The organism is Agrobacterium sp. LY4 (assembly GCF_001526585.1).
In the GTDB taxonomy this organism is placed as follows: domain Bacteria; phylum Pseudomonadota; class Alphaproteobacteria; order Rhizobiales; family Rhizobiaceae; genus Agrobacterium; species Agrobacterium leguminum.
Genome location: NZ_ASYA01000023.1, coordinates 110,596 through 125,193, shown reverse-complemented (window position 1 = coordinate 125,193; position 14,598 = coordinate 110,596). Strand labels below are relative to the sequence as shown.

The 14,598-nt window shown below is 61.0% G+C and carries 13 protein-coding genes and 1 other RNA gene; all 14 read left to right on the top strand.

Annotated elements, in window-relative coordinates:
* The first annotated feature begins 1 nt into the window (after position 1).
* The 14 genes from L904_RS18290 to ftsW all read left to right on the top strand — a co-directional run bounded on the left by L904_RS18290 (position 2) and on the right by ftsW (position 14,593).
* Positions 2-1,189 carry an FAD-dependent oxidoreductase gene (locus L904_RS18290; RefSeq protein ID WP_035263586.1) on the top strand — a complete coding sequence of 396 codons (1,188 nt, stop codon included), beginning with the start codon at positions 2-4 and terminating at the stop codon, positions 1,187-1,189.
* Between the two features lie 59 nt (positions 1,190-1,248).
* Positions 1,249-2,439 (top strand): FAD-dependent oxidoreductase, encoded by a 1,191-nt coding sequence (locus L904_RS18285; RefSeq protein ID WP_035263587.1) that lies wholly within the window; start codon positions 1,249-1,251, stop codon positions 2,437-2,439.
* Between the two features lie 56 nt (positions 2,440-2,495).
* Positions 2,496-2,897, top strand: an RNA gene (rnpB, locus tag L904_RS18280) — RNase P RNA component class A.
* A 111-nt stretch (positions 2,898-3,008) separates the two neighbouring features.
* Positions 3,009-3,287 (top strand): type II toxin-antitoxin system ParD family antitoxin, encoded by a 279-nt coding sequence (locus L904_RS18275; RefSeq protein WP_020811524.1) that lies wholly within the window; start codon positions 3,009-3,011, stop codon positions 3,285-3,287.
* Positions 3,288-3,376: 89 nt separating this feature from the next.
* Entirely contained in the window at positions 3,377-3,730 is a 354-nt protein-coding gene (locus tag L904_RS27185) for a type II toxin-antitoxin system RelE/ParE family toxin (RefSeq protein ID WP_020811525.1), read from the top strand.
* A 430-nt stretch (positions 3,731-4,160) separates the two neighbouring features.
* Positions 4,161-4,601, top strand: a complete 441-nt coding sequence (gene mraZ, locus L904_RS18265) for a division/cell wall cluster transcriptional repressor MraZ (protein WP_003522190.1) — start codon at positions 4,161-4,163, stop codon at positions 4,599-4,601.
* 14 nt (positions 4,602-4,615) lie between these two features.
* On the top strand, positions 4,616-5,641 hold the full coding sequence (rsmH, locus tag L904_RS18260; protein ID WP_020811526.1) for a 16S rRNA (cytosine(1402)-N(4))-methyltransferase RsmH: 1,026 nt from the start codon (positions 4,616-4,618) through the stop codon (positions 5,639-5,641).
* 1 nt (position 5,642) lies between these two features.
* Positions 5,643-6,197, top strand: a complete 555-nt coding sequence (locus tag L904_RS18255) for a hypothetical protein (protein ID WP_020811527.1) — start codon at positions 5,643-5,645, stop codon at positions 6,195-6,197.
* A complete protein-coding gene (locus tag L904_RS18250) occupies positions 6,197-7,939 on the top strand; it encodes a penicillin-binding protein 2 (protein WP_003522193.1) in 1,743 nt (580 codons plus the stop codon). The genes L904_RS18255 and L904_RS18250 overlap by 1 nt, the downstream gene beginning before the upstream one ends.
* Positions 7,940-7,996: 57 nt before the next feature.
* Positions 7,997-9,466, top strand: coding sequence for a UDP-N-acetylmuramoyl-L-alanyl-D-glutamate--2,6-diaminopimelate ligase (locus L904_RS18245; protein WP_035263157.1), 1,470 nt, complete (start codon positions 7,997-7,999; stop codon positions 9,464-9,466).
* Positions 9,463-10,896: a UDP-N-acetylmuramoylalanyl-D-glutamyl-2,6-diaminopimelate--D-alanyl-D-alanine ligase gene (locus L904_RS18240; RefSeq protein WP_035263158.1), complete on the top strand. Its 1,434-nt coding sequence runs from the start codon at positions 9,463-9,465 to the stop codon at positions 10,894-10,896. Before L904_RS18245 ends, L904_RS18240 begins: the two co-directional genes overlap by 4 nt.
* A 23-nt stretch (positions 10,897-10,919) precedes the next feature.
* Complete coding sequence (mraY, locus tag L904_RS18235; RefSeq protein ID WP_003522196.1) at positions 10,920-12,020, top strand: phospho-N-acetylmuramoyl-pentapeptide-transferase; 1,101 nt, start codon at positions 10,920-10,922, stop codon at positions 12,018-12,020.
* Positions 12,021-12,023: 3 nt separating this feature from the next.
* Positions 12,024-13,433, top strand: coding sequence for a UDP-N-acetylmuramoyl-L-alanine--D-glutamate ligase (murD, locus tag L904_RS18230; RefSeq protein ID WP_035263160.1), 1,410 nt, complete (start codon positions 12,024-12,026; stop codon positions 13,431-13,433).
* Between the two features lie 5 nt (positions 13,434-13,438).
* Positions 13,439-14,593: a putative lipid II flippase FtsW gene (ftsW, locus tag L904_RS18225; RefSeq protein WP_003522198.1), complete on the top strand. Its 1,155-nt coding sequence runs from the start codon at positions 13,439-13,441 to the stop codon at positions 14,591-14,593.
* Positions 14,594-14,598 lie beyond the last annotated feature (5 nt).

Sequence of the window (14,598 nt, the reverse complement as noted above, 5' to 3'; positions counted from 1 at the left end):
CATGCCGGATTTCAAATATATCGTGGTCGGGGCCGGGATGATGGGAGCGGCCGCGGCGCGGCATCTTTCGGCGCAAATGGATGGCGTGGCGCTGATCGGACCGGGCGAACCCGCTGACCGCAAGACCCATCAGGGTGTGTTTTCAAGTCATTACGATGAGGCGCGCATCACCCGCGGGTTTGACGGCGATCCGGTCTGGGCGGAACTGGCGCAACGCTCCATCCGCCGTTATGCGGAGATCGAGGCCAAAAGCGGCATCCGCTTTTTTACCGAAGCAGGTTGCCTGTTCACCGGCAATGGTAAGGGTCTTGCGGGAGATTATGTCTCGCGCGCCCTTTCCTCGGTCGACCGTCTCGGTCTTGGTGTAGAGACACTCGGCAGCGATGTGCTCGTTGACCGGTTTCCGATGTTCTCCCTGCCGGCCGATCACGACGGTTATTTCGAGGCGCAGAATGCCGGTCACGTCAATCCGCGCGCCCTGGTGAAGGCGCAGTGCGCCATTGCCGAGGTGCAGGGTGCGAAACTGCTGCGTGAGACGGCGGCGCATATTCGCGACACCTCCCATGGCGTGGAGGTTTCGACCCGCGAAGGGGCCGTCCATACCGCCGAAAAGGTCATTGTCGCGGCGGGCGGTTTTACCAACATGGCGGAACTTCTTCCATCGCCGGTCGATATGGCGGCAACGGGCCGTACCATCGTGTTTTTCGAGCTGGATGAGGCGAGGCAGGCCCTGTTCGGTGCGATGCCTTCCACCATCGTGCTCGCGGAAACCGAGGACGACATCGTCTATATCCTGCCGCCGGTGCGTTATCCCGATGGCAAGGTCTATCTGAAGATCGGCGGCGAAAGCGAGAAGGGCAGGCTTGAAACGCTCACTGACGCGGTTGACTGGTTCCATTCGGACGGCACGCCGGGTGAGGTGGAATTTCTGAAACAGCGGGCGCTCTCCTTGATGCCGGAGCTTGCCGGCTGCCCGGTCACTTCAGGTTCCTGTGTCGCCTCCATCACCCGCAGCGGCTATCCCTATATCGGCTATACGCAATCCTCCAATATCGCGGTTCTGACCGGCGGCAATTTCGTCTCCGCCAAGTCTTCGGACGAAATCGGCCGACTGGGCGCCATGCTGCTTTTGAACGGCCAGTTGACCGAGGATGAATTCGCCGCCGAAATGTCGCCGGTTTTCGTCTGACATTCAGGGGCGAAGCAGCTACAAGGTTGCGATGGAAGTGAGCGGGTGAAGAGGGCGGCATGTCGGGACATTTCAGATACATCGTCGTGGGTCGCGGCATGATGGGTGCCGCCGCCGCCCGCCATCTGGCTGAAACGGTCGATGGCGTCGCGTTGATCGGCCCCGGCGAACCTGCCGACATCAAATCGCATCGAGGCGTCTTCGCCAGTCACTATGACGAGGCGCGGATTACCCGCACCATCGATGGTGATGCCGACTGGGCGCTGCTCGCCAACCGCTCGATAGCGCGTTACGCCGATATTGCCGCAAGAAGCGGCGTTGAATTTTATGCGCCGGTCGGCTGCCTGATGGTGGGGCCCGAACGGGGCGGCGATAATCCTTTTGTCGACGATGTCCGCAAGGCGGCGGCGCGGCTCGGGGTTTCGACGGAACTGCTGGACGGGGAAGGCCTCGAAAGCCGCTTTCCCTATTTCTCCTTCGAGCCGGGTTGCGAGGGGGTATTCGAGAGAAACAATGCCGGATACGTCAATCCGCGTGGGCTGGTGAAGGCGCAGGCTGTTCTCGCTGAAAAGGCGGGTGTCACGCTTATTGACGATATCGTCGTCTCGACGCGGGAAGAGGGTGGTCGCGCACGGGTGGAGACGGCCTCGGGCGCGGTTTATACCGCAGACCGGGTGCTGGTGGCGGCCGGCGGCTTCTCGATCACGAAAGATCTGCTGCCGCAGCCGGTGGCCCTCGATGTTTATGCGCGCACCGTCGCTTTCTTCGAAGTAGATGAGGGCGATCTGGATCAATATGCGGACATGCCGTCGTTGATCTATGAGCCGCGCGACACGACGAAACATATCTATCTTCTGCCGCCGGTGCGTTATCCGGATGGCAAATTCTATCTGAAGATCGGCGGCGATCCCGACGACAAGAGGCTCGGCAGCGACCCGGAAATCCGGGAATGGTTCCGCTCCGGCGGACGCGAAAGTGTGCGTGATCATCTCTCGGAGATCGTCGGATCGCTGGTGCCTTCCATCGATCTCTCGCGTGTCTCGATGGCCGCCTGCGTCGTCTCCAAAACGCAAAGCGGTTATCCGGCCATCGGCTTCACCGCCTCGCCGAAGATTGCGGTTCTGACCGGCGGTAACGGTACGGCGGCCAAGAGTTCCGATGAGATCGGACGGCTCGGTGCTGTGCTGCTGCGGGACGGAAAAATCGCCGACGGCGCCTTTGCTACGGATTTCAAGCCGGCATTTCTTTGATCCTTGCCTGCGCTTTTCGGTGGCTTTCGCCTCGGAACATGGTTATTGAGCCCATGCCAGTTGGCCGGGCAGCCGCGCTTTACCAATGTCGAAAGACGGTAAGGTGAGGAAAGTCCGGGCTCCACGGAAATACGGTGCCGGATAACGTCCGGCGGGGGCGACCCCAGGGAAAGTGCCACAGAGAGCAAACCGCCATGCATCGCATGGTAAGGGTGAAAGGGTGGGGTAAGAGCCCACCGCGCTTCTGGTAACAGCGGCGGCAAGGTAAACCCCACCGGGAGCAAGACCGAATAGGGATGACACGGGGCGGGCGAAAGCCCGTTCACAGCCGGTTTCCAGGCCCGTCATCCGGGTGGGTTGCGCGAGGCGGCATGCAAATGCCGTCCCAGATGAATGGCTGCCACGTTCCGGGTCAAACCGGGGCCATACAGAACCCGGCTTACAGGCCAACTGGCGAATTTTCCTCAATCTTGCGGCGGCTCCTACATGCCGCTTCCCCCATGGCTAATCAGGAATGTGTATGATTAAATCATACCGTGTGATACAAGGGTGAATGAAAGGCGAAAACCATGCGCACCACCCAAGCTTTCAGCATCACACTTCCCCTGGAAATGGCGGAAATGGTCAAGGCAAAGGTCGCTTCCGGCGAATATGCGACGGAGAGCGAGGTTATCCGTGATGGCCTTCGCACCCTGGCAGCCCGCGATGCGGCCGTGGAGCGGTGGTTGCAGGAAGAAGTGACATCCGCATACGATGCTCACAAAGCAGACCCGGGCAGGGCCAAGCCTCTCAGTGAAGGTTTGGCTGAGGTCAGGTCGCGTATTGCCAAGGGTGAGGGGCGCACGTAGCTCCCACCTCTCGGAAACCCTTTATCTATTTATATTTATGCAATTCGTAATGCCAAGTTGCCGCATGTTTTTGCTGGAAACGCTTTTAAATGAAGTATTACGTTGTGCGCCTGTCACCCGAAGCGCAGACCGATCTGGTGCATATCCATCAAAATATCGCCGGCAAATCAGGGTCGTCCGCTGTCGCAGATCGGTACATTGATCGCATCGGCATATTTCTTTCAACTTTGAATGTCTTTCCCGAACGGGGCACGGTGCGTAACGAACTGCGTGTGGGACTCCGCATAATCGGTTTTGAACGCAGCGCCAGTGTCGCTTTTGTGGTGGAGCAGGACGATGTGGTTGTTCTGCGTCTTCTGGCTAAAGGCCAGGAGTTTGATGAGGAAGCACTGCGCCCTGAGAATGCGGTTATAGAGCGCAGCGATGGAAACCATCGTGACTGAGCTTCTCATCGATTCCATTATTTTCTGACGTTGACGGCCTGACCCATCTGCCCGTGAAGCCGGGTAATGTGGCCATCTCCTTGTTTTAACAAAGAAAAACAGCGCCTTCACCGCATCTTCCCGTGCCGTGAAAGCGCATCGCCGCGCGGCTCGGTAAACCATTCGTTAAACTTAACGGCTTATGAATTTCCGATGCGAAGTCGGTATCGTGCCGGCTTCTCCCATTGACGCCCATAGTGTCCCATGATATCCCAAATGCACACCACATTGGGTCGTGTTTTTGACCCGCAATCGCTGAAACGAGTGAGGAGCCTGCGAGGGGCTGCTGCAGGGCACGTCGCCCTGGCGCTTGGCGATGTGTCGTGCGTACCGGTGTCGTCTGCAAAGTGGATGGTTCGCTTTGCGGAATGCGGTTTTGGCGAGTTGAGTAATGGACCGCTTTTTATCGAACGTGACGAACAGGATCGACGCCAAGGGGCGCGTTTCGGTTCCGTCTCCGTTTCGTTCGGTGCTGGTCAGGCGCGGCATTCAGGAGCTTTATTGTCTTCAGGATTTCGCCTTTCCGGCCATCAGTGTCGGCGGTCCGGATTTGCTGGAGCGCTACGAGCGGCAGATCGCGTCGATGGATGCCTTCTCGCCCGAGGCGAACGCGATGTCGCTGCTGGTTCACGGCGGCGGCGTTTTCATGAAGCTCGACCAGGAAGGTCGATTGATGGTGACGGATTTCGTGCGGGAATTCACCGGCATATCCACCGAGGTCACCTTCGTCGGACGGGCGGATCATTTTCAGCTTTGGCAACCGAATGCGTTTTTGGCGGCGCAGGCGGAAGCAAGAGCGGGGCGCGGTTTTTCGGCTGCTCGCCCCGCCTAGGACGGGGACACGGAATGGCGGCGAATTCTGGCGGACGATCTTCTGATGCCGATGGCGGACCTCAGCGTCACATACCGGTCCTGCTTCGCGAAGTCATTGCCGCGCTGGAGCCATCATCCGGCAAGGTCATCCTCGACGGCACGTTCGGCGCCGGCGGCTACACCCAGGCCATTCTCGATCAGGGCGCTGACGTCATCGCGCTCGACCGCGATCCGACCGCGATCGCCGGCGGTCAGGCGATGGTTGCCGCCAATGGCGGCCGGTTGAGCCTCATCCAGTCGCAATTCTCCGATCTCGCGAAGCATGCCCCGCAAGGCGGGCTCGATGGCGTCGTTCTGGATATCGGCGTTTCCTCCATGCAGATCGACGAGGCCGAGCGCGGTTTTTCCTTCCAGAAAAACGGCCCCCTCGATATGCGCATGTCGGGTTCCGGCGTTTCGGCGGCCGATGTCGTCAATCGTGCGAAGGTCAGCGATCTGATCCGCATCTTCGGTTTTCTCGGCGAAGAAAAGCAGCCGGGCCGCATCGCCCGCGCCATCGAGAAGAAGAGGGCCGAAGAGCCGTTCCGCACCACCCGCGATCTGGCGGGCCTCATCGAAATTGTCACGCCGCGTAAGGCCAAAGACAAGATTCATCCCGCAACGCGGGTGTTTCAGGCGCTGCGCGTTTTCGTCAATGACGAGCTGGGCGAGCTGGCGCAGGCGCTTTTTGCCGCCGAGCAGGTTTTGAAACCCGGCGGCCGGCTGGTCGTCGTCACCTTCCATTCGCTGGAAGACCGTATCGTCAAGAAATTCTTCTCCGACCGTTCGGGCAAGGCCGCTGGTTCCCGGCACCTGCCGATGGTGGAGGACAAGCCCGCCATTTTCGATAACATCGGCAAGCCGATGATCGCCGCCAGCGATGAGGAGGCGGAACTCAATCCGCGTGCCCGATCCGCCAAACTGCGGGCCGGTCTGCGCACGACCGCACCGGCGCGCGCGGCGGATTATTCGATCTTCGAGCTTCCCGATCTCGCCAGCCTTGAAAAGATGGGAGGCTGATATGCTGCGCACTTTCGATGTCATCTTGATGGGTGTGATGGTCGCCGCGGCCGTCGTCACCTATTCGATCAAGCACAAGGCCGATCTGAAGCTTGAGGAGGTCCGCAAGCTGGAGGCCGAAATCAAGCTTGAGAAGGATACGATCGATCTTTTGAGAGCCGACTGGGCGCTCTTGACGCAGCCGAACCGTCTGCACCGGCTCGTGAATGCCTATCAGGACGAGCTTGGCCTTTCGCCGACGCTGCCGACGCAACTGGCGCAACCGCGCGAGCTGCCGATGCTGCGCTCGCAACTGCCGCAGCCGCCCGAGCCGGAAGGTATGAGCGTCGAGGATGTCATTGCCGCCGCCGTCAACGGTTCCAAGCCGGGTGCGACGCTTGGCGCGGCCACCAAAAAGAAATCACCGCCGGCGGGTCAGATTGCCGTCAACGGCACTCCGGTTCCGACACCTCGGGCGCGTGTTTCCCGTCCCACAGCGGCTCCGGCCGTCTCCGCCGTCGCGGGCGATGAAACCGACGACATGGATGACACGATAACAGGATCGGTGAACCGCTGATGTCTTTTCTCTCCCGCGTCATGGTTTTGAAGAGCAAGGCTCATTTTTCCGCCAGCACCACCGGCGTCTATACCGATCATGCGGCCTTTGAAGGCGCGCGCAAGAAGCGCGCCGCCCAGGCGAAAAGCCGCGTCGGCCTGATCATTTTCGGTTTCGTCGCCTTTTACGCCGTCGTTGGCGGGCGTCTTGTGCAATATGGCATGGCCGAGCAGGAAACGGTGTCGAGCATCGCACCCGCCGACCGTTTGATGGCGTCGCGCCCCGATCTTCTCGACCGCAATGGCGAGGTTCTGGCCACCGATATTCGCACCGTCTCGCTGTTTGCCGAACCGCATCGCATCGTCGATATCGATGAGGCTATCGAGAAGCTGCGGACGGTTCTGCCGGATCTCGACCAGCGCAGCACCTATCAGAAGCTTTCTTCCAATTCGCGCTTCCAGTGGCTGCGCCGGCAGCTGACGCCGAAGCAGCAGAGCCAGATTCTGGCGCTCGGCATTCCAGGCGTCGGCTTCCGCCCGGAAAAGCGCCGCTTTTATCCCGGCGGGCCGACCGCCGCGCATGTCGTCGGTCACGTCAATATCGACAATCGCGGCGTTGCCGGCATGGAACGTTACGTCGACAGCCAGGGCCTTGCCGATCTGACGGCGCTCGGCATGACCAGCGACCAGCCGCTGGAGCCGGTGAAGCTTTCCATCGATCTGCGCGTGCAGTCCATTGTCCGCGAAGTCGTGACCTCGGCCATCACCAAGTTCCAGGCGATCGGCGCCGGCGCGGTGGTTCTGGACGTGCATACCGGCGAAGTCCTCGCCATGGCCTCCGTGCCGGATTACGATCCGAACAACCCGGCCGAAGGCGCCAAGGAAGGCTGGCTCAACCGCATGTCGAACGGTACGTTCGAAATGGGGTCCACCTTCAAGTCCTTCACCATCGCCATGGGCCTCGATTCGGGCCGCGTCCGTCTCGGCGACACCTTCGATGCGCGTTATCCGATCCGCATCGGCGGTTTCACCATCAAGGACTTCCACGGCAAGGGCCGGATGCTTTCGGTGCCGGAAATCTTCCAGTATTCCTCCAACATCGGTACAGCCAAGATTGCCGACACGGTGGGAACGGAAGGCCACAAGGAATTCCTCACCCGGCTTGGCCTTTTGACCCGCATGCAGACCGAATTGCCGGAAGTGGCTCTGCCGTCGCAGCCGCGCGAATGGAAGAAGATCAACTCGATTACCATTTCCTTCGGCCACGGCGTTTCCACGACACCGCTGCAGACGGCGGTTGCCGGCGCCGCACTGGTCAATGGCGGCAAACTGATCGAACCGACTTTCCTGCCGCGTACCCGCGAACAGGCCGATCAGGTGGCCAAGCAGGTTCTGAAGCCGGGCGCCAGCAAGGACATGCGTTTCCTGTTCGAGTGGAACGGTGTCAACGGTTCGGGCCGCAACGCGCGCGTCGATGGTTTCAACGTCGGCGGCAAGACCGGCACGGCCGACAAGGTCGTCAACGGCCGTTACGTGCACGACAAGAACTTCAACGCCTTCCTCTCGGCCTTTCCAATGGACGATCCGCAATATGTCGTGCTGTCTTTCATCGACGAGCCGAAGACGGACAAGGGCAATGGCGCGGCACTCGCCGGCACATCCGCAGCGCCGATGGTGCGCGATATCATCACCCGCACGGCGGCGGTGCTGGGCGTGAAGCCGAAGTTCGGCAAGGATGGCTCGGCCTTGCTCGTGTCTTATTGATTGTTAGCTTATGATGTTCCGGCGATTCGCGCCGGGGGGACAAGACGGACACAGTCGATGAATTTGCGAGATATATCCGGAAATGCGTTTCCGGAATTGAAAGAATTGCTCCTGTCTGAGATCGGGGCGATCGAAATCGGGGGGATCACCGCAGACAGCCGCAAGGCTGCGCCCGGCAGCCTGTTCGTGGCGGTTGCGGGCACCAGGGCGGATGGCGCGGCCTATGTGAAGGACGCGGTCGCCAAGGGCGCGGTCGCTGTCGTTTCCGGACACGCGCTGGATGCCGATGTGCCGGTGCTTTCGGTCACCGATCCACGCCTTTATCTCTCCCTTGCCGCTTCCCGTTTTTATGGAAAACAGCCGGAAACCATGGTCGCCGTCACCGGTACTGCGGGAAAGACGTCCGTTGCTTCCTTCGTGCGGCAAATCTGGGCTTTCGCCGGCCATGCCGCAGCGCAGATCGGCACGACAGGTGTGATTGCACCCGGCCGCGAGGACTACGGCGCGCTCACCACGCCCGATCCGGTAACGCTGCATGCGCTTCTGGCCGAACTTGCGGCCGAAGGCGTGACGCATGCGGCGATGGAGGCGTCCAGCCATGGTCTCGACCAGCGCCGTCTCGATGGAGTGAGACTGGCAGCCGCCGGTTTCACCAATCTCGGCCGCGACCACATGGATTATCATCCGACCGTCGAGGACTATATGGCCGCGAAGATGCGGCTCTTCGATACGCTGATGGAAAAGGGCGCTCCCGCCGTGATCTTTGCCGACGATCCATGGTCGCAACAGGCGATCCGCGCGGCGCGCGAAGCCGGTCTCGATGTGCGCACGGTCGGTCGCAAGGGCGAATATCTGGCCCTGAAGCGTGTCGAGCACTTCCGTCACAAGCAGATGATCGAAGTGCATCATGACGGTGAGATTTATGAAGTCGACATCCCCTTGGCGGGTGACTTTCAGGTTGCGAACGCTCTCGTCGCAGCCGGTCTTGCCATGTCCACCGGCGTTCCCGCGGCAACCGCGTTGAAGGCGCTCGAAAAGCTGATCGGCGCTGCCGGCCGTCTGGAACTCGTAGGCCAGACGAAGAACGGCGCGCTTGCCTATGTGGATTATGCCCACAAGCCGGATGCGCTGGAAAATGTGCTCACCTCGGTCCGGCCCTTCACCTCGGGCCGCATCATCACCGTCTTCGGCTGCGGCGGCGACCGCGACAAGGGCAAACGCCCGATCATGGGCGAGGTTGCGACGCGGCTTTCCGACATCGTCATCGTCACCGACGACAATCCGCGTTCGGAAGATGCTGCAACGATCCGTTCCGAAGTCATGGCGGCAGCGCCCGGCGCATTGGAAATCGGCGACAGGGCGGACGCTATCCGCCATGCGGTGTCGCTGCTTTCGCATGGAGATACGCTGATCGTCGCGGGCAAGGGGCATGAAGAGGGGCAGATCGTCGGTTCGGTAACGCTGCCGTTTTCCGATCATGAACAGGTGCGCGCTGCACTGGCAGGGCTGGAAGGATCCAAGATTTGAGCTGGTTATGGACAGTCGCCGACATGATCGCCATCACGGCGGGACGCCCCGTGGGCAACCTGCCGACCGGAATCACCGGCATTTCCATCGACAGCCGGACGGTCAAGCCGGGCGAAGCATTCTTCGCCATCAAGGGCGACCGAGTGGACGGTCATGATTACACCAGCTTCGCCGTTGCGAACGGGGCGGGACTTCTGGTCGTTGCCGAGGCCAAGCTGCCGGCGCTTGGCCGCCTGACCGTGCCGATGATCGTGGTAGAAGACGTGCTTGCCGCACTTGGCAAGCTCGCCATCGCGGCGCGTGAAAGAACGTCGGCGCGCATCATTGCGGTGACTGGTTCGGTCGGCAAGACCACGACCAAGGAAATGCTGCGGCAGGCGCTCGCCCCTTCGGGCCGGGTGCATGCGGCGGTGGCCTCCTTCAACAACCATTGGGGCGTGCCGCTGACGCTGGCGCGCATGCCGGCGGACACGGAATTCGGTGTGTTCGAAATCGGCATGAACCATTCCGGCGAAATCCGGCCGCTGGTGAAGCTGGTGCGCCCGCATGTGGCGATCATCACGACCATCGCGCCGGCCCATCTTGGCAATTTCAAGAACATCGAAGAGATCGCCGCCGCCAAGGCGGAGATTTTCGAGGGTCTGGAGGAGGGCGGTTCCGTCATCCTCAACCGTGATAACGCCCAGTTCGAACAGCTTGAAGAAGCGGCGCAGGAACAGGGTATCGAGCATATCCTCACCTTCGGGCAGCACGCCAAGGCGGATTTCCGCCTCGCGGATTTCGAGAGCACGACGACGGGCTCGACGATCTGGGCGATCCTGAACGGCGAAACCAGCGAATTGCACATCAATATTCCCGGCCGGCACATTGCCGATAACGCCATGGCCGTGCTGGGCGCCGTTGCCGTCACCGGCGCCAATCTCGACCGCGCCTTCGAGGCGCTGGGAACGCTCGAGGCGGTAAAGGGGCGCGGCCAGCGCCATCAGCTGGCAATCAACGGCGGCACCTTTCTGCTGATCGATGAAAGCTACAATGCCAATCCGGCCTCCATGCGTGCGGCGATTGCCGTGCTGGCGGAAACGGAAACGCAGGGTCACGGTCGGCGCGTCGCCGTTCTCGGCGACATGCTGGAGATGGGCGAGTTTTCCGCGCAGTTGCATGAAGAGTTGGCGGGCCCACTGCTCGCGGCCGGTATCGAACATGTCTGGCTGGCGGGGGAGGCGATGGCCGCATTGCGCGATGCGCTGCCTGATAGTGTGACCGTCATCTGGTTCCCGACGACGGCGGAACTGACCGATTTCGCCCTGCAATGGGTGCAACCGGGAGACGCGCTGATGGTAAAATCGTCACTTGGCCTCGGTTTCGGCAAGATTGTCGCTGCCCTGCTTGACAAGTATCCGGCATTCCCCGAGACGGAACGCCAAGTCTGAAATAGCCTTTTGAAAGGGCAATTATGCTGATCTGGCTCGTCGAACTGTCGGATAAAATTCAAATCTTCAACCTGTTCCGGTACATCACCTTCCGGGCGGGTGCTGCGATGTTCACCTCTGCGTTGATTGTCTTCCTGTTCGGACCGGCGATCATCAATTCGCTGCGCGTGCGCCAGGGCAAGGGCCAGCCCATCCGCGCCGATGGGCCGCAGACGCATTTCAAGAAGGCCGGCACGCCGACCATGGGCGGGCTGATGATCCTTGCCGGCATTCTCGGTGGTTCGCTGCTCTGGGGCGATCTGTCGAACGTCTATGTCGTCGCCGTTTTGATGGTGACGCTCGGTTTCGGAGCCATCGGCTTCTATGACGATTACCTGAAGGTGACGAAGCAGAGCGACAAGGGCTTTTCCGGCAAGGCCCGTCTCGGCATCGAATTCCTGATTGCGGCGATTGCCGTGTTCTTCATGATGAAGATGGCGCTGGCTTCCGCCCCGCATGGCGGCACGCTCGGCAGCTCCATCGCCTTTCCCTTCTTCAAGGAATTCGTGATCAATCTCGGCTACTTCTTTGTGCTGTTCGGTGCTTTTGTCATCGTCGGTGCGGGCAATGCCGTGAACCTGACGGATGGCCTCGACGGGCTCGCCATCGTGCCTGTGATGATCGCCGCGGCCACCTTCGGCGTGATCGCCTATCTCGCCGGTAACGCGGTTTTCGCCAATTACCTGCAGATCAACTTCGTGCCCGGCACGGGTGAGCTTGCCGTCATCGTCGGTGCGGTCATCGGCGCGGGCCTCGGCTTCCTCTGGTTCAACGCGCCGCCCGCCGCCATCTTCATGGGCGATACGGGTTCGCTGGCGCTCGGCGGGCTCATCGGTTCCATCGCTGTCGCCACGAAGCACGAGATCGTCATGGTCATCGTTGGCGGTCTCTTCGTCATGGAAACCCTGTCGGTCATCATCCAGGTCTTCTGGTTCAAGCGCACCGGCAGGCGCGTCTTCCTGATGGCGCCGATCCATCACCATTTCGAGAAAAAGGGCTGGACGGAAAGCCAGGTGGTGATCCGTTTCTGGATCATCTCCGTGGGTCTCGCGCTGCTTGGCCTCGCCACCCTGAAGCTGAGGTGAGCGATGATCCCGGTCACGTCGTTCAAAGGTAAGAAGGTCGCTCTCTTCGGGCTTGGCGGTTCGGGTCTCGTCACGGCCCGGGCGCTGGTGGCCGGCGGGGCGGATGTCGTTGCTTTCGACGACAATCCCGACAGTGTCGCGAAGGCTGAGGCCGAAGGCATCAAGACGGCGGATCTTCGGACGATTGACTGGCCGAACTTCTCGTCCTTCGTTCTGGCGCCCGGCGTGCCGCTGACGCATCCGAAACCGCATTGGTCGGTCGACCTTGCGAAAGCTGCGGGCGTCGAGATCATCGGCGATATCGAGCTTTTCATCCGCGAGCGCCGTGCGCACGCGCCGGATTGCCCTTTCATCGCGATTACCGGCACCAACGGCAAGTCCACGACGACGGCGCTGATCGCGCATATTCTCAAGGCTTCGGGCCGCGATACGCAGCTCGGCGGCAATATCGGTACGGCGGTGCTGAGCCTCGATCCGCCGAAGGCGCAGCGTTTCTATGTTGTCGAGTGCTCGTCCTACCAGATCGATCTCGCACCGACGATCAATCCGACCGCCGGCATTCTGCTCAATCTGACGCCTGACCATCTCGACCGTCACGGCACGATGCAGCACTATGCCGATGTCAAGGAACGGCTGGTGGCTGGCAGTCAAACGGCCATCGTCGGCGTCGATGACAGCCATTCGACATTGATTGCAGACCGTATCGAACGCGCCGGTGTCAAGGTGGAGCGCATTTCCAAGCGCAATGTTGTTTCCGAAGGTCTCTATGCCGAAGGCAGCCGCATTTTCCGTGCGCATGGCGGCACTTATTCGCTGCTCACCGATCTCGAGGGTATCCAGACCCTGCGCGGCAGCCACAATGCGCAGAATGCTGCGGCGGCAATCGCCGCCTGCCTTGCGGTCGGCGTTTCCGAAGAGGAAGTTCGCGCAGGCCTGAAATCCTTCCCCGGCCTCAAGCATCGTATGCAGCCGGTCGGCCGACGTGGCAATGTCACCTTCGTCAACGACAGCAAGGCCACCAATGCCGATGCTGCGGCACCGGCGCTTTCAAGTTTCGACCGTATCTACTGGATCGCCGGCGGTCTGCCCAAGGCAGGCGGCATCACCAGCCTTTCGCCGCTTTTCCCGCGCATCGCCAAGGCCTATCTGATCGGCGAGGCGGCGGCCGAATTTGCCGCGACGCTTGGCGAGGCCGTGCCTTACGAAATATCCGGCACGCTGGACAAGGCCGTGCAACATGCGGCGGCGGATGCGGAAAAAGATGCGACGGCCGGCAATATCGTGATGTTATCCCCGGCTTGCGCAAGCTTCGATCAATATAAGAACTTTGAGATCAGAGGTGATTCGTTCGTCGCGCAGGTCGCGGCGCTCGATGGCATGACGATGCTGGTTGACTCTGGAAAAGGGGGCTGAAGGCCATGGTAAGCCGAGTTGATCGTGGTCCGGTCGCGGAGTGGTTCTGGACCATCGACCGTTTCTTTCTGGCGGCGTTCATCGCGCTGATGGGCATCGGTCTGATGCTGTCCTTTGCGGCGTCGCCTGCGGTTGCCGAGCGCATCGGCCTCAACAGTTTCTTCTTCGTCGAGCGTCAGGCGATGTTCATGGTGCCGTCACTGGCGATCATGGTCGGCCTGTCCTTCCTGTCGCCGCGTCAGGTGCGGCGCGTGGCGGTCATCATGCTTATCGCTTCGCTGCTGATGATGATCTTCGCGCTGTTTTTCGGCATCGAGGTCAAGGGTGCGCGGCGCTGGATTTCCATCGGCACCTTCTCGATCCAGCCGTCGGAATTCATGAAGCCGGCCTTCGTCATCGTCTGCGCCTGGCTGTTTGCCGAACGGGCACGCCATCCGGAAATTCCGGGCAACCTCTTCGCCATCATCACCTTCGGCATCGTGGCAGCGCTCCTGATCGCCCAGCCCGACTTCGGCCAGACGATCCTGACGTCGGTGGTCTGGGGCGGCATGTTCTTCATGGCCGGCGTGCCGTGGTTTTGGATCATCATGCTCGGCGGTGTCGGCGTCGGCGGCATCATCTCCGCTTATCTGATGCTGCCGCATGTGGCCGGTCGTATCGACCGTTTCTGGACCGGCGAAGGCGATACGTTCCAGGTGGACACGGCGCGAGAGGCGATCATTCGCGGCGACTGGTTCGGGCGCGGGCCGGGCGAGGGCATCGTCAAGCGCATCATTCCCGACAGCCATACCGACTTCATCTTCTCGGTGGCGGCGGAAGAATTCGGCATCGTTTTCTGCATGTTCCTGGTGGCGATCTTCGCCTTCATCGTGCTGCGCGGCCTCTCGCATGCCTTCAAGGAAAAGGACGACTTCTGCCGCTTCGCCGTGGCCGGCCTCGTTTTGCAGATCGGCATGCAGTCGATGATCAATATCGGCGTCAATCTGGAACTGATGCCCGCCAAGGGCATGACGCTGCCGCTGATTTCCTACGGCGGTTCGTCGATGATGGCGATCTGTGTGACCGCCGGCTTCCTTCTGGCGCTGACACGCCACAGACCCGAAAAGCGGGCGCAGGAGCGGAGTTTCTTCCGCGTCGGTTCCGGCGTTCCCGCGGAGTAAACGAT